General features: G+C 57.6%; 32 protein-coding genes, 1 tRNA gene and 2 pseudogenes. 17 read left to right on the forward strand and 18 right to left on the reverse strand.

All coding sequences use genetic code 11. The annotated features are described in order from the left end of the window. Positions 1-110: 110 nt before the first annotated feature. Positions 111-187, reverse strand: a tRNA-Arg gene (locus ACYQ3S_RS12065). 14 nt (positions 188-201) lie between these two features. Then, the gene (locus ACYQ3S_RS12070; RefSeq protein ID WP_459689402.1) at positions 202-786 is read right to left on the reverse strand and encodes an epoxyqueuosine reductase QueH; all 585 of its coding nucleotides are present in this window, start codon (positions 784-786) and stop codon (positions 202-204) included. A 107-nt stretch (positions 787-893) separates the two neighbouring features. Between ACYQ3S_RS12070 and ACYQ3S_RS12075 the strand changes: the two genes are divergently transcribed. The 3 genes from ACYQ3S_RS12075 (at position 894) to ACYQ3S_RS12085 (ending at position 3,073) form a co-directional block, all read left to right on the forward strand. Further along, positions 894-1,739: an aminotransferase class IV gene (locus ACYQ3S_RS12075; protein ID WP_459689404.1), complete on the forward strand. Its 846-nt coding sequence runs from the start codon at positions 894-896 to the stop codon at positions 1,737-1,739. Between the two features lie 15 nt (positions 1,740-1,754). Continuing rightward, on the forward strand, positions 1,755-2,612 hold the full coding sequence (locus ACYQ3S_RS12080) for an NAD(P)/FAD-dependent oxidoreductase (RefSeq protein ID WP_459689405.1): 858 nt from the start codon (positions 1,755-1,757) through the stop codon (positions 2,610-2,612). A gap of 119 nt (positions 2,613-2,731) precedes the next feature. Continuing rightward, positions 2,732-3,073, forward strand: a complete 342-nt coding sequence (locus tag ACYQ3S_RS12085) for a GIY-YIG nuclease family protein (protein ID WP_459689407.1) — start codon at positions 2,732-2,734, stop codon at positions 3,071-3,073. 500 nt (positions 3,074-3,573) lie between these two features. On the opposite strand, the gene ACYQ3S_RS12090 is transcribed toward ACYQ3S_RS12085, so the two are convergent. The 3 genes from ACYQ3S_RS12090 to ACYQ3S_RS12100 form a co-directional block, all read right to left on the reverse strand. Next, a complete protein-coding gene (locus ACYQ3S_RS12090) occupies positions 3,574-4,176 on the reverse strand; it encodes a cytidylate kinase-like family protein (RefSeq protein ID WP_459689409.1) in 603 nt (200 codons plus the stop codon). A 14-nt stretch (positions 4,177-4,190) separates the two neighbouring features. Continuing rightward, positions 4,191-5,522 (reverse strand): MATE family efflux transporter, encoded by a 1,332-nt coding sequence (locus tag ACYQ3S_RS12095; RefSeq protein WP_459689411.1) that lies wholly within the window; start codon positions 5,520-5,522, stop codon positions 4,191-4,193. Between the two features lie 106 nt (positions 5,523-5,628). Beyond that, positions 5,629-6,129: a pyridoxamine 5'-phosphate oxidase family protein gene (locus tag ACYQ3S_RS12100; RefSeq protein WP_459689412.1), complete on the reverse strand. Its 501-nt coding sequence runs from the start codon at positions 6,127-6,129 to the stop codon at positions 5,629-5,631. A gap of 313 nt (positions 6,130-6,442) precedes the next feature. Between ACYQ3S_RS12100 and ACYQ3S_RS12105 the strand changes: the two genes are divergently transcribed. Together ACYQ3S_RS12105 and ACYQ3S_RS12110 are read left to right on the forward strand one after the other, a co-directional pair. Beyond that, on the forward strand, positions 6,443-6,700 hold the full coding sequence (locus ACYQ3S_RS12105; protein WP_459689413.1) for a hypothetical protein: 258 nt from the start codon (positions 6,443-6,445) through the stop codon (positions 6,698-6,700). Positions 6,701-6,776: 76 nt separating this feature from the next. Further along, a complete protein-coding gene (locus tag ACYQ3S_RS12110; RefSeq protein ID WP_459689414.1) occupies positions 6,777-7,247 on the forward strand; it encodes a recombinase family protein in 471 nt (156 codons plus the stop codon). 71 nt (positions 7,248-7,318) lie between these two features. Here the strand turns inward: ACYQ3S_RS12110 and ACYQ3S_RS12115 are convergent. The 5 genes and pseudogenes from ACYQ3S_RS12115 to ACYQ3S_RS12135 all read right to left on the reverse strand — a co-directional run. After that, a pseudogene (locus ACYQ3S_RS12115) lies at positions 7,319-7,612 on the reverse strand (ABC transporter ATP-binding protein); the annotation flags it as partial. Positions 7,613-7,685: 73 nt separating this feature from the next. Continuing rightward, entirely contained in the window at positions 7,686-7,985 is a 300-nt protein-coding gene (locus ACYQ3S_RS12120) for a sensor histidine kinase (protein ID WP_459689481.1), read from the reverse strand. Continuing rightward, positions 7,959-8,594, reverse strand: a pseudogene (locus ACYQ3S_RS12125) (response regulator transcription factor); the annotation flags it as partial. The gene ACYQ3S_RS12120 and the pseudogene ACYQ3S_RS12125, both read right to left, overlap by 27 nt. A gap of 78 nt (positions 8,595-8,672) precedes the next feature. Continuing rightward, positions 8,673-9,194: a DUF6933 domain-containing protein gene (locus ACYQ3S_RS12130; RefSeq protein ID WP_459689416.1), complete on the reverse strand. Its 522-nt coding sequence runs from the start codon at positions 9,192-9,194 to the stop codon at positions 8,673-8,675. A gap of 11 nt (positions 9,195-9,205) precedes the next feature. After that, positions 9,206-10,129: a LysR family transcriptional regulator gene (locus ACYQ3S_RS12135; protein ID WP_459689418.1), complete on the reverse strand. Its 924-nt coding sequence runs from the start codon at positions 10,127-10,129 to the stop codon at positions 9,206-9,208. Positions 10,130-10,226: 97 nt separating this feature from the next. On the opposite strand from ACYQ3S_RS12135, the gene ACYQ3S_RS12140 reads away from it, so the two are divergent. Genes ACYQ3S_RS12140 through ACYQ3S_RS12155 form a run of 4 tightly spaced genes read left to right on the forward strand, consistent with a single transcriptional unit; the run spans position 10,227 to position 13,223 of the window. Further along, positions 10,227-10,763, forward strand: coding sequence for a flavodoxin (locus ACYQ3S_RS12140; protein WP_459689419.1), 537 nt, complete (start codon positions 10,227-10,229; stop codon positions 10,761-10,763). Further along, a complete protein-coding gene (locus tag ACYQ3S_RS12145) occupies positions 10,760-11,584 on the forward strand; it encodes an SDR family oxidoreductase (RefSeq protein WP_459689483.1) in 825 nt (274 codons plus the stop codon). The genes ACYQ3S_RS12140 and ACYQ3S_RS12145 overlap by 4 nt, the downstream gene beginning before the upstream one ends. 29 nt (positions 11,585-11,613) lie before the next feature. After that, positions 11,614-12,456, forward strand: coding sequence for an aldo/keto reductase (locus ACYQ3S_RS12150; protein WP_459689420.1), 843 nt, complete (start codon positions 11,614-11,616; stop codon positions 12,454-12,456). Positions 12,457-12,482: 26 nt separating this feature from the next. Continuing rightward, positions 12,483-13,223, forward strand: a complete 741-nt coding sequence (locus tag ACYQ3S_RS12155) for a dihydrofolate reductase family protein (RefSeq protein ID WP_459689421.1) — start codon at positions 12,483-12,485, stop codon at positions 13,221-13,223. A 180-nt stretch (positions 13,224-13,403) separates the two neighbouring features. Here the strand turns inward: ACYQ3S_RS12155 and ACYQ3S_RS12160 are convergent, their stop codons facing one another. Continuing rightward, a complete protein-coding gene (locus ACYQ3S_RS12160) occupies positions 13,404-14,264 on the reverse strand; it encodes a LysR family transcriptional regulator (protein ID WP_459689423.1) in 861 nt (286 codons plus the stop codon). Between the two features lie 143 nt (positions 14,265-14,407). Between ACYQ3S_RS12160 and ACYQ3S_RS12165 the strand changes: the two genes are divergently transcribed. Further along, on the forward strand, positions 14,408-15,229 hold the full coding sequence (locus ACYQ3S_RS12165) for an SDR family oxidoreductase (protein ID WP_459689424.1): 822 nt from the start codon (positions 14,408-14,410) through the stop codon (positions 15,227-15,229). 37 nt (positions 15,230-15,266) lie between these two features. Here the strand turns inward: ACYQ3S_RS12165 and ACYQ3S_RS12170 are convergent, their stop codons facing one another. Further along, positions 15,267-15,620 (reverse strand): winged helix-turn-helix transcriptional regulator, encoded by a 354-nt coding sequence (locus tag ACYQ3S_RS12170; protein ID WP_459689426.1) that lies wholly within the window; start codon positions 15,618-15,620, stop codon positions 15,267-15,269. 143 nt (positions 15,621-15,763) lie between these two features. Between ACYQ3S_RS12170 and ACYQ3S_RS12175 the strand changes: the two genes are divergently transcribed. The 4 genes from ACYQ3S_RS12175 to ACYQ3S_RS12190 all read left to right on the forward strand — a co-directional run bounded on the left by ACYQ3S_RS12175 (position 15,764) and on the right by ACYQ3S_RS12190 (position 18,576). After that, complete coding sequence (locus tag ACYQ3S_RS12175) at positions 15,764-16,165, forward strand: pyridoxamine 5'-phosphate oxidase family protein (RefSeq protein WP_459689427.1); 402 nt, start codon at positions 15,764-15,766, stop codon at positions 16,163-16,165. Between the two features lie 114 nt (positions 16,166-16,279). Beyond that, positions 16,280-16,906, forward strand: coding sequence for a 4Fe-4S binding protein (locus tag ACYQ3S_RS12180; RefSeq protein ID WP_459689429.1), 627 nt, complete (start codon positions 16,280-16,282; stop codon positions 16,904-16,906). 64 nt (positions 16,907-16,970) lie between these two features. Then, the gene (locus ACYQ3S_RS12185; protein ID WP_459689430.1) at positions 16,971-17,753 is read left to right on the forward strand and encodes a protein-ADP-ribose hydrolase; all 783 of its coding nucleotides are present in this window, start codon (positions 16,971-16,973) and stop codon (positions 17,751-17,753) included. Further along, positions 17,707-18,576: an SIR2 family NAD-dependent protein deacylase gene (locus ACYQ3S_RS12190; RefSeq protein WP_459689431.1), complete on the forward strand. Its 870-nt coding sequence runs from the start codon at positions 17,707-17,709 to the stop codon at positions 18,574-18,576. The genes ACYQ3S_RS12185 and ACYQ3S_RS12190 overlap by 47 nt, the downstream gene beginning before the upstream one ends. A gap of 40 nt (positions 18,577-18,616) precedes the next feature. Here ACYQ3S_RS12190 and ACYQ3S_RS12195 read toward each other — a convergent pair whose 3' ends face one another. The 6 genes from ACYQ3S_RS12195 to ACYQ3S_RS12220 form a co-directional block, all read right to left on the reverse strand. Continuing rightward, a complete protein-coding gene (locus ACYQ3S_RS12195) occupies positions 18,617-19,129 on the reverse strand; it encodes a nitroreductase family protein (RefSeq protein ID WP_459689432.1) in 513 nt (170 codons plus the stop codon). Between the two features lie 172 nt (positions 19,130-19,301). After that, on the reverse strand, positions 19,302-20,168 hold the full coding sequence (locus tag ACYQ3S_RS12200; protein ID WP_459689434.1) for a LysR family transcriptional regulator: 867 nt from the start codon (positions 20,166-20,168) through the stop codon (positions 19,302-19,304). A 140-nt stretch (positions 20,169-20,308) separates the two neighbouring features. Next, a complete protein-coding gene (locus ACYQ3S_RS12205) occupies positions 20,309-21,301 on the reverse strand; it encodes an alpha/beta hydrolase (protein WP_459689436.1) in 993 nt (330 codons plus the stop codon). Positions 21,302-21,373: 72 nt separating this feature from the next. Further along, complete coding sequence (locus ACYQ3S_RS12210) at positions 21,374-22,330, reverse strand: aldo/keto reductase (RefSeq protein ID WP_459689437.1); 957 nt, start codon at positions 22,328-22,330, stop codon at positions 21,374-21,376. Further along, entirely contained in the window at positions 22,327-22,893 is a 567-nt protein-coding gene (locus ACYQ3S_RS12215; RefSeq protein WP_459689439.1) for a sugar O-acetyltransferase, read from the reverse strand. The genes ACYQ3S_RS12210 and ACYQ3S_RS12215 overlap by 4 nt, the downstream gene beginning before the upstream one ends. Before the next feature lie 3 nt (positions 22,894-22,896). Continuing rightward, positions 22,897-23,145 (reverse strand): hypothetical protein, encoded by a 249-nt coding sequence (locus ACYQ3S_RS12220; RefSeq protein ID WP_459689440.1) that lies wholly within the window; start codon positions 23,143-23,145, stop codon positions 22,897-22,899. A 131-nt stretch (positions 23,146-23,276) separates the two neighbouring features. Here ACYQ3S_RS12220 and ACYQ3S_RS12225 point away from each other — a divergent pair, with 131 nt between their 5' ends. The 3 genes from ACYQ3S_RS12225 (at position 23,277) to ACYQ3S_RS12235 (ending at position 25,835) form a co-directional block, all read left to right on the forward strand. Beyond that, the gene (locus ACYQ3S_RS12225; protein WP_459689441.1) at positions 23,277-24,167 is read left to right on the forward strand and encodes a LysR family transcriptional regulator; all 891 of its coding nucleotides are present in this window, start codon (positions 23,277-23,279) and stop codon (positions 24,165-24,167) included. A gap of 187 nt (positions 24,168-24,354) precedes the next feature. Further along, complete coding sequence (locus ACYQ3S_RS12230; RefSeq protein ID WP_459689443.1) at positions 24,355-24,786, forward strand: DUF3842 family protein; 432 nt, start codon at positions 24,355-24,357, stop codon at positions 24,784-24,786. Continuing rightward, positions 24,783-25,835, forward strand: a complete 1,053-nt coding sequence (locus ACYQ3S_RS12235) for a uridine kinase family protein (RefSeq protein WP_459689444.1) — start codon at positions 24,783-24,785, stop codon at positions 25,833-25,835. Before ACYQ3S_RS12230 ends, ACYQ3S_RS12235 begins: the two co-directional genes overlap by 4 nt. Positions 25,836-25,932 lie beyond the last annotated feature (97 nt).

Raw genomic sequence — 25,932 nt, forward strand, 5'->3', positions numbered from 1 at the left:
AGCATTATCATATGATAATTATTTCGCAGCATCAGTGGAAAAAAATATTATGTCATGGCAGTGCGCAAAGCAAAAAAAGCCGCCTGTTCTTTCAAACAAGCGGCTTTTCGTGGTACGCCCGATGCGATTCGAACGCACGGCCTTTGGAGTCGGAGTCCAACGCTCTATCCAGCTGAGCTACGGGCGCGGGTACAGAAAGTATTATACCAGCTTTTCCGCGGTTTGTAAAGCGTCCGCTTCCGGCTTTTTCTTTTTCGGCTTCTTTTTATAGCGGTCTTCTTCCGAGAAGATGCAGCCGCAGTATTTCTGCATGTACAGGCCCAGCTCGCGCGCTCTGTCCTGCCCCTCGCGGAAGCGGGGCGAAAAGTCCCTGTGCAGGTACTGCACGCCGTATTTTTCCGCCGCCCGCTCGGCCGCCTCGCGCATGAGCGCATGATTCTGGTAAGGGCTGACGAACAGCGTGGACGTGAACTGGTCAAACCCATGCTCCGCCGCATAGCGTGCGGTTTCTTCAAACCGCAGGGTATAGCAGAAGGCGCAGCGGTTGTCAAAATTGGGGTACACCCCCGCGATAAACCGCCGCAGGCCGTATTCATTTTCGATCTCCAGCTTGAGGTCAATGCTTTTCGCATACTCGACCAGCGTGTTCTTGCGCATCTTATATTCCGTAAACGGATGGATATTCGGGTTGTACCAGAAGCCCACCGGCTCGATGCCCTCCTGTCGCAGCGTGTCGATGCAGGCGATCGAGCAGGGCGCGCAGCAGATGTGCAGCAGTGTTTTCATGCGTTATCCCTCCCTCTGTTTTGTTATTCTATCATATTTCAGCCGCTCTTGCAAAGCCCGTCCAAAGCCGTTATACTGGAATCACAGAGAGAAAGGAGGCCTCCCCTATGAAAGATATTGCCTACTACAATGGCGCGATCGGCCGCATCGACGAGATACGCGCACCGATCACCGACCGCGGCCTTTACTTTGGCGACGGTGTTTACGACGCCGCTATGGTGCGGAACAAAAAAATATTCGCGCTCGCGGACCATCTTGACCGCTTTTATAACAGCCTGGCGCTGCTCCGCATCGACCCGCCGATGGAGCGGGACGCACTCGCCGCCGTGCTGAACGACCTTGTCGCCCGTCTGGATTCGGACGCGCCGCATATGCTCTACTGGCAGTCCACCCGCGCGGCGGCGCACCGCATGCACGCGTTCCCCAAAGGCGCGAAATCCACCCTGATGGCCTTTTCCGAGCCGTGCGGCCTCGACCGGCAGGACAGGCCCTACAAGCTGATTACGGTTGAGGACACCCGCTTCCTGCACTGTAACATCAAAACGCTCAACCTCATCCCCAACTGCATGGCCATGCAGCAAGCAGCCGAGGCCGGCTGCGACGAGGTCGTGTTCCATCGGGGCGAGCGCGTGACCGAGGGCGCCCATTCCGGCCTTGCGATGCTCAAGGACGGTGTGTTCTGCACCCCGCCGGCGGACGAGCTGATCCTGCCCAGCATCACGCGCAAGCACTTCCTTGAGCTGTGCGGTAAGCTCGGCATCCCGTCGCGCGTCGCGCCGTTCACGGTCGATGAATTGCTGCAGGCGGATGAAATCATGATCCTGTCCACCGGCTCGCACTGTATTGCGGTCAGCGAGATCGACGGCCGGCCGGTCGGCGGCCGCGACGCCGCCCTGCTGAACAGGCTGCAAACCGCTTATCAGGAGTGGTTCGACGCGCAAACCGCCGGATAAACGAAAGGAGCCGTTATGCCATCTATCCTCATTATCGGCGGCGGGCCGGCCGGACTGAGCGCCGCGATCTATGCCGCGCGGGCGAACATCCCAACCACCGTATTGTATAAGGATGGCGGCGCGCTGGGCAGGACGGAAAAAATCGAGAATTATTTCGGCTTTGCCGAGCCGCTTTCCGGTCCCGACCTGCTGGCGCGCGGCCGCGCCCAGGCCGCCCGTCTGGGCGTGACCCTGACCGAAACCGAGGTCACCGGTATCGAATACGCGGAAGCCGGCTTTTCCGTCAAATCCACAGACGGCGCGTTCCCCGCGGACGCGGTTATTCTGGCAACAGGCGCGCCGCGCACAGTCCCTCCAATCCCGGGCGTACTGGAATTTGAGGGGCGCGGCGTCAGCTATTGCGCGGTATGCGACGCTTTCTTTTACCGCGGCAAGCCGGTCGCTGTGCTGGGACAGGGAGAGTATGCGCTGGAGGAGGCGCGCACCCTGCTGCCGGTCGCGTCCTTTGTTACGCTGCTGACAGCGGGCGGCGCGCCGCAGGCGGCTGTCCCCGCCGGCCTGTCAGTCGATACCCGTCCGGTCGCGGCGGTCGGAGGTACCGATCGGGTGACGCAGATCGCCTTCGAAAGCGGCGAACCGTTGCCGGCGGACGGTGTGTTCATCGCCTATGGCACGGCAGGCAGCGCGGATTTTGCCCGTAAGCTGGGCGCCCAGCTTGAAAACGGCCGTATCCAGACCGATGCCGGCATGGCAACCGCAGTCCCCGGCCTGTTTGCGGCCGGAGATTGCACCGGCGGGCTGCTACAGGTCGCCAAGGCCGTGGCAGACGGAGCGCAGGCCGCTATGAGTGCGGTCAAATTCCTCCGCAAATAAAGCCACTCGATTTCCCCCGCCGGCAGGCGGGGGATTTTTCATTGACAAACACCGTTCCCAGCGCTATAATATTAGTAAATTAGTAATTTAGTAAATCCAAAAGAAAGGAGGGCCTTACCATGGAAAAGCAGCAGCGGCGTGAAGCCGTGGCGGCTTACAAGGCGCGCCGCCAGCAGGGCGGAGTTTTCCAGATCCGCAACACACAGACCGGACGCATCCTGCTGCGCCGTACGCTCGACCTGCGCGGCAGCGAAAACCGCTTCCAGTTCGCGCAGATGACCGGTTCCTGCACCGACCACGCCCTGCAGGCGGACTGGCGGAACGATGGCCGGGCATTCGTTTTTGAGGTATTGGAGGAGCTGACCCAAAAGGAGACGCAGACCGAAGCCGAATTCAGAAGCGATATCGAAGCGTTGTTCGAGCTATGGCAGGAAAAGCTGGCGGACGCACCGCAATACTGAAAAAGGACATCTCTTCGACGCTTGCGATTTTGGAGAACAGTGCGCTTTCGGATGAAATTACTGTCTTACTTTGCGGTACAGTGCTTTAAAAGACATTAATTTTCTTGTTCCTGTGCAAAACTTTGAGAGGGAATTAGAATGCTTTTTTCTGAACCAGATCATTTGTTAATGAAGTTCGCCATTCCATCTTTCAGGGTATTCCCCTGGTATATCGCTGCTATAGGCCAATGTTTGTTCCTATCAGGGAAAACGGCTCTCGGCCTACGGCGACCAACTTAAAAAAACTGCCACTGAGAAGCGCCAATATATTTTGGGGAGGTGTCCCCTTTGCGCGAGATCCAAAAAAGCGAAATATGTCTCAGAGTCAGATTGCACAGTTGCTTGGAACCTTATTTAATCCCCTGTGTGATCTTGACTGCCCGCCTTTTTACAAAATCTTTAACCGTAGGGTATATGAAGAAAGATCACGAAATACAGGCATATTGACACCCCCAACACTGCTAAACGATAAACTTCTCTATGGCAGCGGCGATTTTCTTGATTTCGGTATTGGTTGTATTAACGCATAAATCGTAGTTTGCTTTATCTCCCCAATTTTGCTCCGTATAAAATTGGTAGTAACGCGCTCTTTTCTTATCAATAGACATAATTTTTTGCTGTAATTCTTTATCCGTCACCGCCGCTGCGTCGGCTCCTTTTTCTCTGCAACGAGCAATTTTAGAACACATATCGGCATATATAAATAGCCGAAAAGGTTTCAAGTCTTGCAAAATGTAGTCCGCACACCGTCCCACAATGATACAATCTGATTTCTCTGCCATTTCACGGATTATTTCGCTTTCCTGCTTATAAATAGACAGACGGTTTTCCAACGGGTAGTTGATAGGAATACCAAAAGTGCGAGCAGTTGTTATTGGCAACAGCGGCAGGGGCCTGCTTTCCTCCACTTGCAACACATAACTTTCCGCTAATTGAGTTCGTTTCATCAATTCATCAACAATCTCACGGTCATAATAGGCAACATTCAGTTTTTCGGCTAAACGTCTGCCGACTTCTCTCCCGCCGCTTCCAAATTCGCGGCCTATGGTAATAATTCGCTTCATATCGTGTCCCCTCCTTAAAATCCAACTTTCTGATTTTCTTTTTTACGCTTGAAATAAACAATCAAAACACCTGCTGTAACCGCCGTCATAACTTCGCTGATAGAATGGCAGATCCATACGGCTTCGCTGCCAAAAATCAGCGGAAGAACGGCAATTAAAATTGGCGGCCATATTACGCTACGGGATAGAGATACCGTAAGGGCTTTACTTGTTCTCTCGTTTGCCTGCCAATAGGAAATCATTAAAATATTAAATCCCGCAAGGAAGAAGCCGGAAAAGTAAGGTAGGCTTTTACTTTCCATAAAGTTGATTAGTTCAATATCTCCCGGGTTAAAAATAGAGAAAAAGCCGCGGGAGAAGAAAACAATCAAGATATAGCACAAAATACCTATCGCTAAAAATGCTTTAAGGGAAAAACCAAGCAGAGATTTGCTCCGTTTTTCTTCTCCTGTTCCCATAAAATAACTAAACACGGGTTGCAAGCCCTGCGCCATGCCAAGAAACAACGTCAAAATAATTAACATTAGATAGCCAATTACAAGGTAAGCCGCAAGTCCGATTTCTCCAAAACCATAATGCACGATGGCAAAGTTATATACAAAGGTAATAATGCCAATGGTAAACTCCATGATAAAGGACGGGAAGCCAAGTACATAGACCGAGCAAACGCTCCGCCATTTCAATTTGAATTTCGTTAAGTACAAATCGCCGCGCTTAAACATAAAGTGGGGCAGCATAATTAAAACGCTGAAAATAGGGCCAAGTGCGGTAGCCAAGGCTGCACCGGCAATACCCAAGTTCAAAGGGTACATAAACACATAGTCCAAAACAATATTTGATACAGAGCCAAACATGAGAGCGAACATGGCAAGTTTTGGACGGTTATCATTACGCACCAGACCGCTTAACAAGAAACTAAAAAGCAGGAACGGGGAAAAAGTAACGATATACCACATATAACTGATTGCTTCATCATGAATAACCGGAGTTGAGCCTAAAAGTTCAGCAAGCGGGTGGATAAAAATATTTCCCAATACGCTAATCAGCAGTCCCATAACAGCCGTACATAAGGCGGCAAGGCTAAAAATGTGACGTGCCTTTTCTTTTTCACCTTGACCGAGATGTGAGGAAATCAAAACGCCTGCGCCTGTGGCAACCGCCATGGACAACGCAATCAGTATCTCGACAAGCGGAACAGAAACAGCAGCGGCGGCCATAGCATCGCGACCAAGTCGATTGCCAATGAATACACCGTCAACAATCATATAGACCGAGTTAAACAGCAATCCAATCATTTGCGGTACGGCATATTTGGCAAATAAAGTGTGTGGTTTGCCTTCATACATGATAATCAATCCTCCTAACAAATAAAAAAAGACCAGCGTTTGTGTAACGCTGGCCTACTACACAATAAAATGAAACCCCGGCGGGCTGATTTTATTTACAGTCTATTTACTTATTTTCCCTTTCTTTTACAAGTTCTATCGCCTCTTTTCCTGTAACATGGTCGATTGTCATTTCCAACATACAAAGAAGCTTCCACTCGAGGCTTATAGTATAATCGCGGTTTGCGGCAGTATCTTCCGGCGCATATTTCATTGCCAATTTTTCTATCGCTGCTCTTTTTTCGCTATCATCTTCGATTATCCGTATTCGTCCAAAAGCAATTACACTTCTGAAATAAGTCGTGTACTCCTCCGGCACAATCAAATCTTTATCAATCACACAAAACGACGCTTTTGCAGTCCTTTGAATAGCGTCTATTTTATGACCGCTTTTTGCGCTGTGAAAATAGACTTTTCCGTCGTCATACACATAACTGATTGGAACGGCATAGGGATAATCATTGTCGCCTAAGAGGGCAAGCACACCAGATGTCCCCTTATGCAGAATATCCTCAACTTCTTTTTGAGATAGCACCTGCTTTTTTCTTCTCATTTCTCGAAATACCATATAGACCTCCATAATCCATAAAAAATAAACGCCTACTTTTACTCCTTCAATGGCCTAATGGAGCAAAAATAAGCGTTTCTCGGCAGAAACATATCTTTTTATTCTATATATCACAAATCGCCTGGTAAGTCAATATATTTTTCGGATTTTCATATAGTGAGGAGCAGAATGCAACAAATCGGCCTTTACAGACGGGATAATGAGTAAGAGGAACAGAGGGTTTGGGATATTCCCAATAAGCCGAAAAGGGCAAGTGGGTACCCATTTTCTGTGCTTGCTTCCTACTCAATATCAAGGAAAGGACGGGAAAGGAATGGAAAAGAAGCGAGAAACGAAACGCGAAAATTTCTTGCCGAAAAAGGGCAACCCCCTGCACGAAATTGTCCATTACAAAATCGGCGGGACGGTCTTTGAAATTGAAACTTCCTGCGGTGGCTCCGAACTGCTCTATGACAAAATGACACGCTTAATTAAGTCGGAAACCGTAAAGCCGCCTGGTGGCAAGGAAATGAAGGAGCGTTATAATAGCGATAGCAACCTGTTTGTCGGGCGTTCATTGCAGGAGGAATGAACAATGCTGACAACGAAAATTTATCCCGACAACACTACCGTATTATATGCCCGCCTGTCCCAAGAGGATGCAGAGGATGCGCTTTGCGGAAGCGGGAAAGGTCAAAACGGTTATTGTCAAGGATATATCCCGCATGGGGCGGGATTATCTAAAAGTTGGCTACTACACCGAGAGTTTCTTCGCTGAGCGCGATATACTGTATATCGCCATCAACGGCGGTGTGAACAGCGACAAAGGCGACAACGATTTTACCCCTTTTCGCAATTTGCTCAACGATTTCTATGCCCGCGATACCAGCAAAAAAATCCGTGCGATTATGCGTGCAAAGGACAACGCCGTGGAACATCTTTGCAGCAACCCGTCCTATGGCTATGTGAAAGACCCCAACGATAAGAAAAAGTGGATTGTGGACGAGGAAGCCGCCGAAGTAGTCAAGTGGATTTTCGATTTGTGCGTTGCGGGAAAAGGGCCGATGCAGATTGCCAAGGCATTGACCGCCGGAAAGGTTTTGACCGTCAAAGCGTACTACGCAAAACGGGACGGGTAGCCCATGCCGGATAACCTCTATCGGTGGGATTATAAATCTTTTTCCGGCATTTTGGAACGCCACGAATATACAGGGTGTAGATTAAAGTTCTGGAAGATAAAGCCAATATTCCTGCGGCGGAAGATCGTCAGGCTGCGCTCTTTCAGCGAGAAGATGTCCTTGCCGTCAATATACACCTTGCCGGAGGTCGGCGTATCCAGCGCGCCGATCAGATTGAGCAGCGTGCTTTTGCCCGAGCCGGATTCCCCGACCACGGCGACAAATTCCCCTTTGGGAACCGAGAAGGACGCACTTTTCAGCGCGTGTACGGCGGCTTCGCCGCTCCCATAGGTTTTGTTTACATGCTGCACCTCTAATAAATCCATTCGGTCTCACACCTCTTTCTGGTTTCGTATAGAAAGAGTACCACGCGCGTCCTACCGCAAGACGACACACAGCCTACAATTTTGTAGGAATGAGAAAATTCATGGTAAAGGCCGTGCCGGCGCCCAGCTCGCTGTTCGCCTCGATCGTTCCGTTATGCGCTTCCACAACCGCCTTGGTAAGCGCCAGCCCCAGCCCGATCCCCTGCGTATCCTCCGAAAAACGGCTGCGGTAAAACCGCTCGAAAATATGCGGCAGATCTTCCGGATGGATGCCGCCACCGTTATCGCGCACGACGATCTGGACAACCGGCGCAAATTTCCGCCATGCGATACGAATTTCATCATTCTGCGGCGCGGCCGGATTGTCTTCGATTTTCGTGCGCAGCCGGCGGATGTAGACAGTCAATGTGCTGCTGTCGATATAATTTTCCTCGCAATCCCACAGCCTGCCCAAAATCTGCTCCGGTGAAAGAACCATATCCGGATTTTCCATGAACAGGCACAGCAGCTTGTATTCGCCGGCTGTCAGTTCAACCCGTGTCCCGTTTTTATACACCTCGCACTTCATCCGCTGCACCCGAATGCCGTTCGAGCTTAGCTCCGGTCCGGTCCGGTTGAAATCCTCACTCCGGCGCAAAAGCGCGTTTACCCTTGACAGGAATACCGCCAGCTTGAAGGGCTTGGTGATATAATCGTCGCCGCCCATATCCAGTCCCATGATGATATCGGTTTCTTCATCCGCCGCTGTCAGGAACATGATCGGCACCCTGGACGTTTCCCGTATTTTTCTGCACAGGTCATAGCCAGAGCCGTCCGGAAGCGACACGTCCAGAATGACCAGAGCATAGGTTCCGTTCTGCCAAAGCTGTCCTGCCTCCATGCCGGTTCGCGCAATATCGATTTCATAGCCCTGCTTTTTCAGCGCAAACGACAGGCCGCTGATCAGGCTCGGGTCGTCTTCTACAAACAATATCCGTTTCATTGGCTGCTACCATCCTTATCAAACATCCTCTGCCTTTTCATTATACCGCTTCCGTTGGATAATACAAAGAACACGCTTTTACAACGCCGCGGCAGTCTCAGTCCCCAATGTCCACGCGATCCGCTTCAGTCCCATCCCCAATCCCTCGAATCCCACGCACCGGCTCGGACGGACGTTCACAGAATAATCCAGCAAGGGCTGCGCCTGGCGGCTGGTATCCAGGCACAGATCAAGCGCCAGCACATCCTCCCACGCCCGATTGAGAAACGCCACTTCCCGCCGACCATGGGTGCGGGTGACATGCGGCTCCCCCGCCTGTCCGAGATACTCCTCAATCCGCGCTGCCGGAAAACCGGTAGCCGTGAGGCTGTCCGTCAGCCCGATGCGGAACAGTGCGGGGATATTCGCCCACTGAAAGGGCGTCACATCATAGCGCACAAATGCATAACGGCTGTGACAATGGACCGCGAGCAGGCATTTCCTGCCCCGCAGATCTATCACATGCAGGTCCCAGCAAAAGCGCCGGTCCGGCTGTGTGCCGTAGTCCGGCGCTTTTATTTTCAGGAATCGCTGCAGAGGAAAGGTCAGTCCCAGTTCCATTTCACTTCACCTCATGGGGTATGCTGTTTTTTCTCCGTCCGAATCCGGCCGGCCGCGCGTTCCGCTGTCCGTACAAACCGCTCCACATCCGGACAGGGCGACGCGGAATAAAGCAGGCCGTATGGAACAGCGTACTCCCATTCCACCGGAAGCGAGACCAGCCCCGGGTGGACATCCTGCCAGCATTCCAGTGTGAGCAGTGCATGTCCGGTTTCCGCGCAGCGGTTAAACACGGAAATATCGTAAAACCGCGGGGTGTCCTCCACCTGGATCTGCGGATGGTTTTTTCGCAGCTCCGCGCGCAGCCTGTCGTTAAGGCCTGAATCCCCCGCCTTCACCATCATCAAGGTCTGCCCATGCAGGTCGGAAAGCGTCAGCCGCTTCTTTGCGGCCAAAGGATGCTCCCGCCGCACCGCCACCATGCATTTATAGGTACCCAGCGTCAGAAAGCCGCATTGGTCCAGCCACGCGCGGGAGTCGCACACCCCCACGAGGAAGTCGAACTTCTCTCCCAGTCTGCCAATTTCGGCCAGAATGCCCTGATGGTCGTCCTCAAAAGGGACCAGATGGAGCTTGTAGCCGGGGAACGCCCGATTGACCTGATACCACAGGTCCATGAACGGTTTGGCAGGGTTGAGTAGCGAGGTTCCCACACAGAAAGTGGTTTCCGCGTCGGCTGTTACGGCCCGTGCGCTGTCCACCGACCGTTTTGCATAGTCCTGTAAAAACCGCGCATCCCGTGCAATCATTTCCCCCGCCGCAGTAAGGCGCACGCCGTGCGGGGTGCGTTCGAGCAGCCGCAGATCCAAATGCGCTTCCAGCGCGTCCATCTGCTTCATCACCGCCGTGGCTGAAATAAACAGCCGTTTGGAGGCACTGGTAAAGCTGCCGCAGTCCGCCACCGTCAGGAAGGTGGTAAGCAATGGGTTGAGCATAGCTCCTCCTTATGTATCAACAATAGGTTAATACCATGCTAACACATTGGAGATTCCCCGTCAAGGCTGCCGCTGGTACAATAGAAGCAGAACGGAGGTGCGTATATTGAAAATTCTGATCGCATATTTCTCCCGTCGGGATGAGAACTATGTGGGCGGGGCGTTGAGAAACCTGACCGTAGGCAACACCGAGGTAATCGCAGGTATCCTCGCACGGTTGACAGGCGGGACACTGTTTGCGCTCCAGCCCGTGCAGCCCTACGCCAGGGACTACAACACCTGCATCGACCAGGCGCAGACCGACCAGCGCCGGAACGCCCGTCCGGCATTACAGGCGTGGCCGGAAGGTTTTGCGGACTATGATACTGTTTTCCTTGGCTATCCGAACTACTGGGGTACCATGCCCATGCCGGTGTTCACCTTTTTGGAAGGGCTGGACTTTACCGGCAAAACCATTTATCCCTTCTGCACCCACGAGGGCAGTGGCCTGGGCCGCAGCGAGGCGGACATCCGCCGCCTGTGTTCGGGCGCGATAGTCAAGCCTGGGCTGGCGGTCGTCGGCGGCCGCGTGGGACAGGCGGAAGCGGCGGTTCGAGATTGGCTTTTGCAGGAGGAACAGGCGGTGTGGTTATGAAAGAAGTGCTGCTCCTCTCCGGCGCGGGGCAGATCGGCATGGCCATCGCCCGCCGGATAGGCTACGGGAAAACGGTCGTCATTGGGGACAAAGCTGTCGCGCATGCCCAGGCGGTCGCCCGAACCATGAACCAAGCGGGGTTTGATTGCGCGGCCGCAGAACTGGATCTGTCCAGTCGGGACTCCATCCTGTCCTTTTTGGAGGCCGCGCAGGCGCGCGGCCCTATCTCCGGTCTGATTAACGCCGCCGGCGTTTCCCCCAGCCAGGCTTCGGTAGAAACCATTTTACAGGTGGACCTGTACGGTACCGCGGTGCTGCTGGAAGAGGCGGGCAAAATCATCGCCTCCGGCGGCGCGGGCGTGACCATTTCCAGTCAATCGGGCCACCGCATGCCCGCCCTGACGCCGGAGGAGGACGAGCAATTGGCCACCACTCCCACAGAGCAATTGCTCTCCCTCCCCCTGCTCCAGCCGGAACGCATCCGCGACACACTCCACGCCTACCAGCTTGCCAAGCGGTGCAACGTCAAGCGGGTCATGGCGGAGGCGGTCAAGTGGGGAACGCGCGGTGCGCGGCTCAACTCCATCTCCCCCGGCATCATCGTCACGCCTCTGGCGCTCGACGAATTCAATGGCCCGCGCGGGGATTTTTATAAAAACATGTTCGCCAATTGTCCGGCAGGCCGTCCCGGTACGCCGGACGAGGTGGCAGGCGTGGCCGAGCTGCTCATGGGCAGCCGCGGCGCCTTCATCACCGGCGCGGACTTTCTGGTGGACGGCGGCGCGACCGCCTCGTATTTTTACGGACCGCTCAAACCATAATTACATCGATTAAAACAGGAGGAAGCATCATGGATTATGTAACACTGAACAACGGGGTCAGGATGCCCCAGCTGGGCTACGGCGTATATCAGGTGGCCGCGGCTGAAACCGAACGGTGCGTGGCCGACGCCATCCGCGTGGGCTACCGCTCCATCGACACCGCCCAGGCCTACGGCAACGAGCAGGGCGTGGGCGACGCCTGGCGCAAGAGCGGCGTCAGCCGTGACGAGCTGTTCCTCACCACCAAGGTATGGATCGCCAACGCCGGCGAGGAAAAGGCGGCGGCTTCCATCGACGCCTCCCTGCAAGCCCTTCAAACCGATTATGTGGACCTGCTGCTCATCCACCAGCCCTTTGGGGATTACTACGGCACCTATCGGGCGATGGAAAAGGCCTACCGCGCCGGCAAGGTCCGCGCGATCGGCGTGAGCAATTTCTACCCCGACCGCTTTATCGACCTTGCCGCCTTTGCCGAGGTAACACCCGCGGTCAATCAGGTGGAGACCCATGTGTTCCAGCAGCAGAAGGTTGCCCGCGCGATACTGGCAAAGCATCATACCCAGATCGAATCCTGGGGTCCCTTTGCCGAGGGCCGGAACCAGATGTTCACCAACCCCGTCCTGACTGAGATCGGCGCCAAATACGGCAAAACCGTAGCCCAGACCGCGCTGCGCTTCCTGCTCCAAAGCGGTGTGGTGGTCATTCCCAAGTCTGTCCACGTCGAGCGGATGGAGGAAAACTTTAATGTATTTGACTTTACCCTGAACGAGGACAACATGGCCGCTATCGCCGCCCTGGACACCGCTGAGAGTTCTTTCTTCTCCCACTATGATCCGGAGACGGTGGAATGGTTCATGTCGCGGGTGAAATAATCATGATTGGAAAGGAGCATCTCCGCGTGACAAGGCCGTATATTTTCTGCCACATGATGACCTCTCTGGATGGGAAAATCATGGGCAATTACATGGACCACCCTGCCGCCGCAGAAGCTGGCGAAGCCTTTTACCGCATCGCCTTTGGCGAGAATCCCTATTACCGGCACCAGGGCTGGCTTTCCGGACGGGTGACCACCGACGACAACTTCACTTTTTACGAAAAGCCCGCGCTGGAGGAGAACGCGCCCCCCGTGCCGGACGGAGACTTCGCGGCCCAGCCGGACTTCGGCATGTACTATGTGTCCATCGATCCCGCCGGCCGCCTGGGCTGGAAGGACGCCGTGCTGCACTACGAGACGACCACTGCCCATGTGATCGAGGTGTTGACCGGACGGGCATCCAACGCCTACAAGTCCTTCCTGCGCAGGCTGGGGATTTCTTACATTATCGCCGGAGAGGAAACGCTTGACGCGGCCCTGGCTCTGCAAAAGCTGCGCGCGCTGTTCCATATAGAAACACTGATGCTGGGCGGCGGCGCGGTGCTCAACTGGTCGTTTATCCAGGCCGGTCTGTGCGATGAGGTGAGCGTGGTCATTGCGCCCTGCGCCGATGGTTCCGCCAGCACCCAAACCCTGTTCATGGAAAAGCCGGGCATCAGCGACGACACCGCCGCAGGCTTCACACTGTTGGAAGCCAAACCTCTCCCCAGCAGCGCCGTATGGCTGCGCTATAAGGTGGAGCGGCAAGGCACCTCGCAAGGATGACCGCCCCGCACGGTACGCTTCCAGCACTTGGGAGAGTATATGCACCCATAAATCATTTGGCAAAACCGCAGGGAAAGCGCCAAGGCTATACGGCCTTGGCGCTTTGTTCATTTTGCTGTTTTCCTCCGGTCGTACCCCCATCGGCCGCTCTTTCCGGTTTGCGCGCCGCTGTTTTTCCGCTTATCCAGCGGACTGTTCATGCGTGATGATCTGAACAAATTGCGCTGCGGCGGGCGTGAGGTCGTTCAAGTCGTTGGCGAACAGGCCAATCTCAAAAGTAATTTCCGGCTTAACCGGATATTTCGCATGCCCTGCCGCCAGCGTTTCCATCGTATATTCGGACAGGATGCCGATTCCAATACCGTCCCGCACCATATTGATCGCGGTTTCCGCAGTCTGCACCTGAAGGAACCGCGTCGCGGGCAGCGGCTGGCGAATATGGTCCAAAATTGTTTCATAGGCCGGTTTGTTGATAATCAGCAGGTCGGGCGGGTCGTTCAGGTCGATCTCCGAAACCGAGGGGGATTCCCCGGGCAGCAGAGCGGCCATGCGGTCGCGGCGCAGCGGAATGGAGTCGAACTTTCCAAAAGGCGAGCAGGACACCGCGAAATCCACGTCATGCTCCTCCACCATGCGAAAAATATCGTTCGGGCTTCCTTCCCTGAGCTCGACGCGCACGCCCGGGAAGGCAGTCCGATATGCTTTCAGGGCTTTGGACAGAATGGTCGAAACAAGGGAGGTCAGGGCGGCGATCCGCAGGCGCCCCTCTACAAAATGATTTTCCCGATAGGCGGTCTGCGCGATGCGGTTGTCCAAATCTTCCATCTGCTTGGCCAGCAGCAAAATCCTCCGCCCCGCATCGGTCAGGAGCAGCCCGTTTCGTTTATCCCGAAAAAACAGCTTGACCTGCAGCTCCGCCTCCAATTTCGCAATGGCGTTGCTCACGGCCGGCTGCGTGATATACAGCGTTTTGGCGGCCCGTGTGACGCTTCCGCACTCCGCCACCCTGAGAAATACCTCGAGGCCCCGATTCATCATCATTTGATTATCTCCATATTATAAAAAATGAAATTTACTTATAACCTATCCTATCATATAATAAGCACAGAGGCAATGGCCAATGCCAGAACAGCCGCGGCGAAAAAGCAATCTGCCTATTCCAACCGCAAAGGAGCGGAATGATTATGAAAACCATTTTTATCACGGGCGCATCCTCCGGCATCGGCCGTGAAACCACCCGATATTTCGCGGAACACGGCTGGCGTGTCATCGCCACCATGCGCAATCCGCAAAAGGCCGGCAGCCTGTCCGCCCTGCCCCATGTGGTCGTCCTGCCGCTGGACCTGACGAATCCGAAACAAATTCGTGAAACCAGCCGGAAAGCTCTGGACGCCTATGATGTGGACGTACTGTTCAACAACGCCGGTTACGGCATAATGGGACCTTTCGAAAAGCTGCCCGAGCATGAGATCCGCAAGCTCTTCGAGACCGACGTGCTCGGCACCATGCTGGTGACACAGCAGTTTATCCCCCACTTCAAAGCGCGCAAGGGCGGTGCAATCCTGACCACTACCTCGCTGGCCGGCATCATCGCCCTCCCCCGCGACGGCGCCTATGGCGCGGCCAAGCGCGCCCAGCAGGGCATGGTGGAATCCCTGTACTATGAACTGAAGCCCTTTGGCGTCAAGGTGGCGGCGATGATTCCCGGCGGCACCAGCACCCATTTCCAAACCCCTGTCAACATTCTGGATGGCTATGAGGAAGCAGCGGCCAGGCAGCGCGCCTACCTGCTTGACGGCAACGCCGCATTCCCGGGGCCGGAACAGGCCGCGGAGACCGTATGGACCGCGGTGAACGACGGCAGGGACCAGCTCAACTATCCTACGGACCGTGTGTGCCGCAAGCTTTACGAGCAGTATCAGGGCATGGACATCGAGGACTTCAAAACCTATTTCTATGACCGCATTTTCGGCGCCTCAGCAGCGGAAGCGTCTTTCCCGCAGTAAAAAAGCAGGTCGGGGACAACCATCCCCGGCCTGCTTTTTATTGTGCGTTTTTCGCCTTGTATGCCTCGCCCCAGTTCCACATGGCATCCAGAACCGGCTTGAGGCTGTAGCCCAGATCGGTCAGCGTATACTCCACATGGGGCGGCACCTCCGCAAAAACCCTGCGGGTCAGCAGGCCGGTCGCTTCCATCTCCCGAAGCTGCGCGGTAAGGACCTTCTGCGTTACATGGCCGATGGACCTTTTCAGCTCTCCAAACCGTTTTGTCCCCGGCATCAGGTCGCGGAGAATCAACACCTTCCATTTATCGCTGATGAGGGTAAGCGTCGTTTCCACAGGGCAGGCCGGCAGTTCCCTTTCGGGTCTCCGGTTCACCGGCTTCTCGGCTTCCATTCATATTCCTCCCTTAGTATCCAAATGGTAACTATAGCACAATATTGTGCTTACTTTACAGCAGAGCCGTATGGAAGTATTATAAAAGCAACGGAAGCAAAAAGCAACCCGTTCCCACAGAAAACAGTTTGGAGGTCAAAAAAATGAACGAAGTTGTAACATTCCTGAACGAGAATCCGGTGCAATATCTGGCCACCGTCGGACGGGACGGGAAGGCCAAGTGCCGCCCCTTTATGTTCGCCGGGGAGATGGACGGCAGGCTGTGGTTCTGCACCAACAATCAGAAAGAGGTCTACAAGGATATGCAGGCCAATCCCTGTGTGGAGGTCAGCGTCTCCAGCCCCACCTACGCCTGGATCCGCCTGAACGGCAAAGCGGTCTTTGAGGACAGCCTGCCCGTTAAGGAGATGTGTCTCCAGAACCCCATCGTCAAGAGCCAGTACCAGACCGCTGACAACCCCATTTTCGAGGTGTTCTATCTGGCCGGCGCGCACGCGGTGATCGCTGATTTTTCCGGCAACCCGCCGCGGGAATATGACCTGTAAGCCTGCGGACAGCCATCGGAAGCCGGCCCAAGCCGCCCCGCACAAGCGCCGGCGGCCTGGGCCGCGCGTCCGTTTTCCGCAACCGCCCTTTCGTTTTCACAAGGAGGCCGCGCAATGACAACGCAAGAGATTTTGACAACCCTTCAGGCGGACATCCATTCCACCGTGTTCGCCACCCTGGATGCGCACGGCCTGCCCCAGACCTGTGTGATCGACCTGATGCTGGCGGATGCCGCGGGTCTTTATTTCCTGACCGCCAGGGGCAAAGCCTTTTACGCCCGCCTGACGGCAAAGCCTTTTGTAGCGCTCACCGGCATGAAAGGCCGCGATACGCTTTCCACCCTGGCGATCTCCCTGCGGGGCGCGGTGCGCAGCATTGGAAAGCAACGTCTGGCGGAGATTTTTGAGAAAAACCCTTATATGGCCAAAATCTATCCCACGGAAAAGAGCCGTGACGCGCTGGAGGTCTTTCAGATTTACAAAGGCGAGGGGGAGTATTTTGACCTGGGACAGCTGCCTCCCTACCGCCAGTGCTTTTCCTTTGGCGGCGGGACCGCACGGGAAAGCGGATACCGCATCGATCCGGATAAGTGTATCGGCTGTCAGGGGTGCCGCAGCGTATGTCCGGCGGGCTGTATCAGCGCTTCGGTTCCCCGCAGCATCGACCCCGCGCACTGTCTCCATTGCGGCAACTGCTACCGCATCTGTCCGGCAGGGGCGGTGGAGCGGCGCGGCGGGTAGGCCTTTTGCAGACACAGGCCGTACGCGGTGCGATAACCGACCTTTCGGATAAGGAGGAGCCTTTATGGACCGTTTCGCACAAATCCAATATCTGATCGAAGCGCTGCTCAGGGAGATGCCCGTCTATCGGGAGCAGGCAGACGCATTCCCCCGCGATGCACAGTCGCAGCGAAGGCTGCTCCGCAGCCTGATGAATGTGCGCCCGCCGCTGCCGCTGGATACCGGCTTCCTGGCCGTGCAGGACGCCTTGCTCTCCGCGGAGCGGGAGGAAAAGGGTGTGGTGGACGTCGCCGCCCTTCCGGCTGCCGCGGCCGATCCCCGTCTGGTTCTATGGCAGGGGGATATCACCCGCCTGAACGCAGACGCCATTGTAGACGCGGACAACAGCGGTCTGCTGGGTTGCTTTGTCCCCTGCCACGGGTGCATCGATAACGCCATCCACTCGGCGGCGGGCCTTCAGCTCCGAGACGAGTGCCACCGGCTGATGGAGCGGCAGGGCCATCCGGAGCCCGCCGGGCGGGCCAAGCTGACCAAAGCCTACAACCTGCCCGCCCGATATGTGCTGCACACCGTCGGCCCCATCATACAGGGCCGTGTGACCCGACGCGATCGGGAGCTGCTGGCCGCCTGCTACCGCTCCTGTCTGGAGCTGGCGGCGGCACAGTCCCTGGAAAGCGTGGCGTTCTGCTGCATCTCCACGGGAGAGTTCCGCTTCCCCCATCAGGAGGCGGCGGCTATCGCAGTCCGCACGGTCAAAGCATTTCTGCAAACACCCACTTCCATCAGAAAGGTGATTTTCAATGTTTTCAAGGATATTGACGCAGACCTCTACCGCAGCCTGCTCTGAACCGCTTGCGCGGATACGGCGGGCGCTCGAACAGGCGGACGCGGTGCTCATCGGCGCGGGCGCCGGCCTGTCCGCCGCCGCGGGCCTGACCTACTCCGGCCATCGCTTTGAGAAGCACTTCGGGGATTTCATCCGGAAGTACGGCATCCGCGATATGTATGCCGGCGGCTTCTATCCTTTCGGAACGCCGGAGGAATATTGGGCCTGGTGGAGCCGCCACATCATGATCAACCGCTACGAAAAAGCTCCGAAACCGGTCTATAACGCGCTGCTGCGGCTGGTGCGCGGCAAGGACTACTTTGTGCTGACCACCAACGTGGACCATCAGTTCCAGCTTGCCGGATTTGATAAAGAGCGGCTGTTCTATACCCAGGGGGACTACGGCCTGTGGCAGTGTTCAAAGCCCTGCTGCCAAAAGACCTGGGACAATGAAGAAACCGTCCGCCGCATGGCCGCCGAACAAAAGGATATGCGTGTGCCGGCGGAGCTGCTCCCCCGCTGTCCGGTGTGCGGACGGCCCATGTCCATGAACCTGCGCTGCGATCAGACCTTTGTGCAGGACGGCGGCTGGTATGCCGCCGCCGCGCGATATGAACGCTTTCTGCGGCGGCACGAGGGGCTGCGGGTGGTGTATCTGGAATTAGGCGTAGGCGGCAATACGCCGTCCATCATCAAATACCCTTTCTGGCGTCTGACCGAGCAGAATCCCAACGCCACCTATATCTGCGTCAATGATCGGGAAGCCTTTGCCCCTCGGACGATCCAGCGCCGGTCGCTCTGCTTCCAGAAGGATATCGGTGCGGTTCTGGACGCGGCCGTCTGAGCCTTGGAGACAGCCGCTTGAACAGCGTCCCTATCCCCGCTCACAAATAGCTGACCGTTTCCGAAAGGTCCTTTCTCTGCTCATGTGTCGGCAGCGGCCCCGCGCCCTCCGCGGCATAGCCCAAATCCAACAGCATCAGCACCTCTTCCGTCTCGGGCAGGCCCAGCGTTTTCGCCATGACGTCCGGATCGAAAAAGTTGATCCAGCAGCTATCGACTCCGACCGCCGCCGCGGCCAGCATCATGTGCGTCGCCACAATCGCGGCGTCCTCGGCGCCCGAATCCCGTTTGCCGCCCGGGTAGGTAAACACATTGTTCCTATCATACGCAACCACCAGAACGGTGGCAGCGCCATAGCGGCAGGGCGTCGCCTGATCGAGCTTGGCGAGCCCACTCTCGGACTGCACAACATAGACATGCTGCTCCTGCAGGTTTTTGGCTGTAGGAGCCAGCCGGCCGGCCGCAAAAATCGCTTCCAACCGGTCCTTTTCCACCGCCCGTCCGTCAAATTTTTTGCATGAATACCGTTTTTTGACCGTTTCAAAAAAATCCATTTTGTATGCCTCCCTGCATGGTTTCCCGCCCATACCGCGCCTGCGCGGATGGGTTTTTCTGTTTCTCCGGAGACGGCTGCGCCGCTCCGTACATCAATAGTATAAGCCGCGTTTTCCGAAATGTAAAATACCTGTGTTTCATAGCTCGTGATTCATTCTGCGCATTTCTGTTTTATGCCGGTCTGACAAACTGTAAAAAGGCGCGAACCGCCCGCGCCTTGGCCATACCATCCTTCCAGGCCAGCACGGAGCCGAATTCCAGCGGCGGCTCGAACGGCAGGTACTCCATATCTGCATACTGGCAGTCCGGCTTAAGGCAGATGACCACTCCTTTTTGCTCCCGCGCCAGAACCACTCCGTTATGCAGCACATTATAATTGGCGCAGAAATCCATTTCCTTCGCATATTCTCCCGACCATTCCGCCAGGGTCGCATGAACCGGCGTATCGATGTGTACGGTCACGACCCGTGTTCCAACCAGATCGCCCGGCCGGATGCAGCGCGCTCCCGCCAGCGGATGCTCCCTGTGGAGCAGAACGCCCCACTGTTCCTTTGTCTGCATGCGGATGTACGCATAGCGCGCGGCATGGAACGGCTCCAAAAACAGCCCCATATCCAGTGTTCCCCGCTCCATCCGCTCCTGAATATCCTCGTTGCTGCCGCTGTATAGCTCAAACTTGACCAGCGGATGCCGCCGCTGGAACGCCGCGATGCGCTCGGCCAGTTCTTTGACCGCGCGGGTCTCCCCGCAGCCGATCGCAATACGCCCCGCCAGCACCTCTCCGCCGCCGGCCAGTTCGGATTTGGCGCGCGCCGCCAGCTCCACCAGCTCCTGCGCCCGCCGCCGGAACAGGAACCCTTCCTCCGTCAGCGTTACATTGTGGTTGCTCCGCACCAGCAGCTTTGTCCCCAGTTCCTCCTCCAGCTGCATCAACTGACGGGACAGCGTCGGCTGCGTTATATGGAGCAGCCCTGCCGCACGCGTGATATTCTCCTCCCTTGCCACCACCAGGAAATACTGCAAAACCCGAATATCCATCGCTTTCCCTCCTGCCCTTATCATACCGCGGCACGCGGTCAAACGCAATAGGACATCCCCCCGCGAAGCCGGAAAGGGCGTGCCGCCTGGCGGCACGCCCTTTTTTGCCTGTCCCGCCCCGCTCTCCGCGGCGCCGGTATTTATCCCAGGTACGTCCGGAAAAATTCCGTCAGCTTGTCGAACGGGATGGCGTTCTTGCCGCCGCCGTCGTACAGGTCGGTGTGGACGGTATCGGGCAGGAGCAGCAGCTCCTTGTTGTCCGCGTAGGGGCTGCCCTCGACCATGGCGGCATAGGCATCCCGACTGAAATAGCAGGAATGCGCCTTTTCGCCGTGTACCAGCAGCACCGCGCTGCGTATCTCGCGGCTGTACTGCAAAATCGGCTGGTTTAAGAACGACATGCAGCCGGTCACGTTCCAGCCCCCGTTGGAGTTGAGCGAGCGGGGATGGTAGCCGCGCGGCGTTTTGTAGTAGTCGTAGTAGTCCTTGACAAAGAAGGGCGCGTCCTCGGGCAGCGGGTCAACCACGCCGCCGCCGAGCGCATAAGCGCCGTTTTTGCAGTCCTCGAGCCGCTGGGCGTTGAGGGCCTGCTTTCTGGCGTAGCGCGCGTCGGCCGAGTCCTCGGCGTCAAAATATCCCTTGGCGTTCACGCGGGCCATGTCGTACATGGTCGCAGCCACGGTAGCCCGCACGCGGGTGTCCAGCGCGGCCGCGTTTATGGCCAGCCCGCCCCAGCCGCAGATGCCGATCAGGCCAATCTTATCCGCGTCCACATCCTCCCGCAGGGAGAGGTAATCGACCGCGGCCTGGAAGTCCTCGGTGTTGATGTCCGGCGAGGCCATGTAGCGGGGCGCGCCGCCGCTCTCGCCGGTGAACGAGGGGTCAAAGGCCAGCGTCACAAAGCCGCGCTCGGCCATGGTCTGGGCGTACAGGCCCGCGGCCTGCTCCTTGACCGCGCCGAACGGCCCGCACACCGCGATCGCCGCCCGCTTGCCCTGCCCGTCCTTGGGGACGTATACGTCGGCCGCGAGCGTGATGCCGTAGCGGTTGCAGAAGGTGACCTTGCTGTGCGCGACAGCCGCGCTCTGCGGGAAGGTCTTGTCCCATTCCTGTGTCAGATGCAGTTTTTCCATGGGGGTATTCATCCTTTCGTTATGGCCTAAAATTTCCGCAAAGCATCGAAGATGCAATGGTGCGGCGTTGCCTTAGTACCAGTCGTGTTTTTCGTTGCGGTCCAGGGCGTTGATCTGCGCCATCTCCTCGTCGGTCAGCGCAAAGTCAAACAGCTCGGTGTTCTCCCGGATGTGGTCGGGGTTGCTCGAGCCCGGGATGACCACCACGCCCTTTTGCAGGTTCCAGCGCAAAATGACCTGGGCGGAGGACTTGCCATGCGCGGCCGCAATCTGCGAGATGACCGGATCGCCCAGCAGCTCGGCCGTATGGCCGCGCCCGCCCAGCGGGTACCAGCCCTGCACCACGACGCCCAGCGCCTGGATATAGGGGATGACGTCGTTCTCCTGGTAATAGGGGTGGATTTCGTTCTGCACCAGCGCGGGCGGCACACTGATTTGCGGCAGGAAGTCCTCGAGCTCCTCGATATACCAGTTGGACAGGCCGAGCGAGCGTATCTTGCCCTCCGCGGCGTACCGCTCCATCGCGCGGTACGCTTCCGCGTCCCCGTCGCCCGGGTGGTGGAGCAGCATCATGTCGATGTAGCCCAAATCGAGCTTTTCCAGCGCCTCATCGATGGCGGCTTCGGGGTCGGCAAACTGGTCGGGGTAGAGCTTGGTGATGACAAAGATCTCCTCGCGCGGCACGCCGGAAGCGCGGATGGCCTGCCCGATTTCCACCTCGTTGCCGTAGGCGTGGGCGGTGTCGAACAGCCGCACGCCGTTTTCCAGCGCCGCCGTGACCGCACCCGTACATTCCTCGCCGTGCAGGCTGTATGTACCCAGGCCGTAGATGGGCATTTCATAGCCGCTGTTCAGGGTGACGCGGCGGGTGTCGAAATTAAACCGGCCGCTCTCGGCCGCAGCAGGGGTCTGGGACCCATCCATCCCTTCCATCCAGTCCTCCATCTGCTCGCGGGACATCCCCGCGCAGGCGCTCAGAGTCAGGCCGCAGGCCAGGCAGGCGGTCAGCAGCAGCCGGCGTTTTTTCATGGCGTTTCCTCCTTACGGATGGGCCGCAGGATGCGGGCGGGCACGCCGCCCACCACCATCCCGGCGGGTACGTCGCGCGTGACCACCGCCCCGGCGGCCACGATGGCCCCGTCCCCGATGGTCACGCCCGGGGTAATGGTCGCGTTCGCGCCAATCCACACCCGCTTGCCGATGGTGATGGGCTGGGGGATGAGCTCGTCGCGGCGGGCGGGGTCCTCGTTGTGGTTGAGCGTGGCCAGCACCACGTTGTGGCCGATGAGCGCCCCGTCCCCGATGGTGATGCCGCCCTGGTCCTGGAAGTGGCAGCTCGTGTTGATGAACACGTCCTTACCGATGGTGATGTTCTGGCCGTAGTCGGTGTAAAAGGGCGGGAACAGGCAGAAGCCCTCGCCCACCGGCTTGCCGGTGAGCTCGGAGAACAGCCGCGCGACCTCCTCCGGCTCGTGGTAGGAGAAGTTGAGCTCGGCGCTCAGCTTCATGGCGCGCTGGGACGCGATGCGCATGTACTGGTAGACGGGCAGGCCCGCCCGCTTCGCCTGTTCTTCGATTTTTGTCTCGTGCATCGGTTACTCCCTTTCTGCGCGGAATGTCTCGCTATGCTCAAGCTGGTAAATCAGGTAATCCAAACAGTCGATTCTCCGCTGTTCCGCATGGCAGCGCTCGAGCAGAAGGCGCCGGTGTCCGGCCAGCAGCGCCAGCCCTTCGCCGTGCTTTCCGCACTCGAACAGCCGCCAGAATTCCCGGGCGAGCGCTTCCCCGCAGCCCGCGTCCAGCAGGTTCTGCCTTACGCGCCGCCGAAGTTCCTGCTCCTTCATGACCTCGCTCCCTTTCCCTGACTTGAGTATAAACCGCCGAAAAAGAAATAGCAAATACATATAAAGAATACTTTATCATTCTTGAAAGATATAATAAGGCATGCTATACTACCCACAGAAGGAGGGATCGCATGGACATTCGGGTTTTGGAATATTTTCTCGCGGTCGCGCGGGAGCAGACCATTTCCGGCGCCGCGGCGTCGCTGCACATGACCCAGCCGCCCCTGTCCAAGCAGCTCATGGAACTGGAGCGCGAGCTGGGCAAGCAGCTTTTCCTGCGCGGCAAGCGCCGCATCACGCTGACCAAGGAGGGGATGTTACTGCGCAAGCGCGCCGAGGAAATCGTCTCTCTAATGGAAAAAACCAAGGCTGAGGTCAGCGCGCCGGACGAAGGCGTCAGCGGCGACCTGTACATCGGCGGTGGCGAAACCGAGGGCATGCGCCTGATCGTACAGACCGCCCAGCAGATCCAGCGCCGGTATCCGGCCATCCGCTTCCATTTTTCCAGCGGGGACGGCTACGACGTGACCGACCGGCTGGACCAGGGGTTAATCGATTTCGGTACGCTCATCGAGCCGTTCGACATGGGCAAATACGACTATCTGCGCCTGCCCAGTCCGGATACCTGGGGGCTTCTGATGCGCAGGGATCATCCGCTGGCGCGGCTGACGCGCATCCGTCCGGAGGACCTGCCCGGCGTCCCGCTCATCGCCTCCCGCCAGTTGGAGGGGGAGGACGGGCTTTCCGGCTGGCTGGGCTACGGCTATGAAAAGCTGCGGGTGGTGGCCACCGGCAATCTGGTCAACACACTCGTCCTGGCCGTGGAGGAGGGCATGGGCTGCCTGTTCACGCTGGACAAGCTGGTGGACCTGTCGGGCAGCCGCAACCTGTGTTTCCGCCCGCTCGAGCCGCGGCTCGAGTCCTGGATGTACCTGGCGTGGAAAAAGTACCAGGTGTTCACCCGCGCGGCCGAAGTGTTTGTAAGCGAGCTCAAGCGCGGCCTTTCCACCGCACCGGCCTGATGCGGATTCTCATATTTTTCTAATTGGGGCTTGACGCACCACCCTGGTCGGCTGATATAATAAAATGTAATGTATACTGTATCCGGAAGCAGGTTCGGTCGTATGCGATCCGGCGGCTGCGGACCGGCGCCAGAAGGCAGGCCGGTCCCATAGCCGCCATTGAATCCCCATCAGAGGAGGCAGACCCATGAAAAAACAACAGTCCCGCCGCGTGCTGGTTCTGGACGGACAGGGCGGCGGCATGGGGGCGCAGCTTATCCGCCTTCTGGCGCCTGTTTTGCCGCAGGACTGCGTGCTGCGCTGTGTCGGCACCAATGTTCTCGCCACAAACGCGATGCTCAAGGCCGGGGCGGCGCAAGGAGCGACCGGCGAAAACGCCGTTATCTACAATGCCGCCCGCGCGGATCTGATCCTCGGCCCGATCGGCATTATCCTGGCAAACGGCATCATGGGCGAGGTTTCGCCCGCCATGGCTTCCGCAGTATCCGGGGCAGAAGCCCCTAAAATCCTGATCCCCTCTTCGACCTGCGGCATTTTTGTCGCGGGGACGGAGGACCGCCGGCTTGACGAATACCTCCAGCGCGCAGCGGAGCTGGCGGTGCGGGAGCTGTCCTCATGAGCCTGTCGTTTGCAAGCATCCTGCAGCTCCATAGAGAGCGCTACCCCGCGATGCAGCCGCAGGATTTCGGCAAGCTGGCGTATCAAAGTGAATTCGGGCCGGCGCATCTGGCCTCGGACCGGACCGCAGTCCGGCAGGCGCTTTTCCGCGAGTGGGAGACGCTTGCGCCGGATGCCTGCGCCCCCGCGCCCGACCCGCTCGGGAACGGCCTGTCGCGCTTCCATCTGGAGCGCCGGTTGGATGCGGCGTCGGCGGTCCCCCTGTTGGCCGATCTGGTCCTCCGCACGGCCGCCGCGCACCACGGCTCCGCAGACGGGCTGGCGCGGCGGCTGGACGCCCTCTCCTCCCTGCCGGTCCCCTGCATGGCGGACTGGGTGGCGGACTACCGCGCGCAGGGCTGCCCGCCGCCCCGCCACAGCGAGGCGTTCCGCGCCGCCTACCGGCCGCATTACCGCTTGCTTCGCACCGCCTACGCGGGCTACTTCCCCGCCCTTTTGTCGGTGCAGCGGCTGACGCAGAGCGGCAGGCCCGCTATCGTTGCGGTCGATGGCCGCTGCGGCAGCGGCAAAACCGGCTTCGCGCAGCTTCTGCAGGAGCTGTTCCCCTGCCACGTGGTACATATGGATGATTTTTACCTCCCGTTTGACCAGCGCCCGCCGGATTGGACGGAGCAGCCGGCTGGGAATATGGATCTCTCGCGGTTCCGCGAGGAGGTCCTCGTCCCGCTCCGCGCCGGCGGCAGCGCCGTCTACCGGCCGTATTCCTGCCAGACCGGACAAATGCTCGCGCCGGAAACGCTTGCGCCCGCCTCCCTTACCATTGTGGAGGGGAGCTATTCCCTGCATCCGTCGCTGTCCGGCTTTTACGACCTGCGGCTGTTCCTGACCTGCTCGGCCGAAGCCCAGGCCCGCCGCCTGCAGGCGAGGGAGGGCGCGCACTACGCCGCGTTTCAGGAACGCTGGATCCCCTTTGAGGAGCGATATTTCCAGCGGTACCGCGTTGCCTCCGGCAGCGACATGACGCTCGACACGAGCGCGTTCTTCCTTTGACGCACCCCGCCACGAAGGCGGTTTTCTCCCCCGCGCTCCGTAAAAAAGCCATGAAGGCCCCGCCCTCAGAAGAGGCGCATATCCAGACTTTTGATAA

The organism is Agathobaculum sp. TL06 (assembly GCF_054658635.1).

Excerpts from the sequence above, each read along its gene's own strand:
- ACYQ3S_RS12225 (WP_459689441.1), top strand. The coding sequence starts at position 23,277 with ATGGACATTCGGGTTTTGGAATATTTTCTCGCGGTCGCGCGGGAGCAG.
- ACYQ3S_RS12150 (WP_459689420.1), top strand. The coding sequence starts at position 11,614 with ATGGATTATGTAACACTGAACAACGGGGTCAGGATGCCCCAGCTGGGC.
- ACYQ3S_RS12200 (WP_459689434.1), bottom strand. The coding sequence starts at position 20,168 with ATGGATATTCGGGTTTTGCAGTATTTCCTGGTGGTGGCAAGGGAGGAG.
- ACYQ3S_RS12195 (WP_459689432.1), bottom strand. The coding sequence starts at position 19,129 with ATGGATTTTTTTGAAACGGTCAAAAAACGGTATTCATGCAAAAAATTT.
- ACYQ3S_RS12160 (WP_459689423.1), bottom strand. The coding sequence starts at position 14,264 with ATGATGATGAATCGGGGCCTCGAGGTATTTCTCAGGGTGGCGGAGTGC.
- ACYQ3S_RS12190 (WP_459689431.1), top strand. The coding sequence starts at position 17,707 with ATGTTTTCAAGGATATTGACGCAGACCTCTACCGCAGCCTGCTCTGAA.
- ACYQ3S_RS12170 (WP_459689426.1), bottom strand. The coding sequence starts at position 15,620 with ATGGAAGCCGAGAAGCCGGTGAACCGGAGACCCGAAAGGGAACTGCCG.
- ACYQ3S_RS12165 (WP_459689424.1), top strand. The coding sequence starts at position 14,408 with ATGAAAACCATTTTTATCACGGGCGCATCCTCCGGCATCGGCCGTGAA.
- ACYQ3S_RS12105 (WP_459689413.1), top strand. The coding sequence starts at position 6,443 with ATGGAAAAGAAGCGAGAAACGAAACGCGAAAATTTCTTGCCGAAAAAG.
- ACYQ3S_RS12180 (WP_459689429.1), top strand. The coding sequence starts at position 16,280 with ATGACAACGCAAGAGATTTTGACAACCCTTCAGGCGGACATCCATTCC.
- ACYQ3S_RS12135 (WP_459689418.1), bottom strand. The coding sequence starts at position 10,129 with ATGCTCAACCCATTGCTTACCACCTTCCTGACGGTGGCGGACTGCGGC.
- ACYQ3S_RS12130 (WP_459689416.1), bottom strand. The coding sequence starts at position 9,194 with ATGGAACTGGGACTGACCTTTCCTCTGCAGCGATTCCTGAAAATAAAA.
- ACYQ3S_RS12095 (WP_459689411.1), bottom strand. The coding sequence starts at position 5,522 with ATGTATGAAGGCAAACCACACACTTTATTTGCCAAATATGCCGTACCG.
- ACYQ3S_RS12085 (WP_459689407.1), top strand. The coding sequence starts at position 2,732 with ATGGAAAAGCAGCAGCGGCGTGAAGCCGTGGCGGCTTACAAGGCGCGC.
- ACYQ3S_RS12210 (WP_459689437.1), bottom strand. The coding sequence starts at position 22,330 with ATGAAAAAACGCCGGCTGCTGCTGACCGCCTGCCTGGCCTGCGGCCTG.
- ACYQ3S_RS12205 (WP_459689436.1), bottom strand. The coding sequence starts at position 21,301 with ATGGAAAAACTGCATCTGACACAGGAATGGGACAAGACCTTCCCGCAG.
- ACYQ3S_RS12075 (WP_459689404.1), top strand. The coding sequence starts at position 894 with ATGAAAGATATTGCCTACTACAATGGCGCGATCGGCCGCATCGACGAG.
- ACYQ3S_RS12110 (WP_459689414.1), top strand. The coding sequence starts at position 6,777 with ATGCGCTTTGCGGAAGCGGGAAAGGTCAAAACGGTTATTGTCAAGGAT.
- ACYQ3S_RS12070 (WP_459689402.1), bottom strand. The coding sequence starts at position 786 with ATGAAAACACTGCTGCACATCTGCTGCGCGCCCTGCTCGATCGCCTGC.
- ACYQ3S_RS12175 (WP_459689427.1), top strand. The coding sequence starts at position 15,764 with ATGAACGAAGTTGTAACATTCCTGAACGAGAATCCGGTGCAATATCTG.
- ACYQ3S_RS12145 (WP_459689483.1), top strand. The coding sequence starts at position 10,760 with ATGAAAGAAGTGCTGCTCCTCTCCGGCGCGGGGCAGATCGGCATGGCC.
- ACYQ3S_RS12100 (WP_459689412.1), bottom strand. The coding sequence starts at position 6,129 with ATGGTATTTCGAGAAATGAGAAGAAAAAAGCAGGTGCTATCTCAAAAA.
- ACYQ3S_RS12230 (WP_459689443.1), top strand. The coding sequence starts at position 24,355 with ATGAAAAAACAACAGTCCCGCCGCGTGCTGGTTCTGGACGGACAGGGC.
- ACYQ3S_RS12235 (WP_459689444.1), top strand. The coding sequence starts at position 24,783 with ATGAGCCTGTCGTTTGCAAGCATCCTGCAGCTCCATAGAGAGCGCTAC.
- ACYQ3S_RS12080 (WP_459689405.1), top strand. The coding sequence starts at position 1,755 with ATGCCATCTATCCTCATTATCGGCGGCGGGCCGGCCGGACTGAGCGCC.
- ACYQ3S_RS12185 (WP_459689430.1), top strand. The coding sequence starts at position 16,971 with ATGGACCGTTTCGCACAAATCCAATATCTGATCGAAGCGCTGCTCAGG.
- ACYQ3S_RS12215 (WP_459689439.1), bottom strand. The coding sequence starts at position 22,893 with ATGCACGAGACAAAAATCGAAGAACAGGCGAAGCGGGCGGGCCTGCCC.
- ACYQ3S_RS12220 (WP_459689440.1), bottom strand. The coding sequence starts at position 23,145 with ATGAAGGAGCAGGAACTTCGGCGGCGCGTAAGGCAGAACCTGCTGGAC.
- ACYQ3S_RS12090 (WP_459689409.1), bottom strand. The coding sequence starts at position 4,176 with ATGAAGCGAATTATTACCATAGGCCGCGAATTTGGAAGCGGCGGGAGA.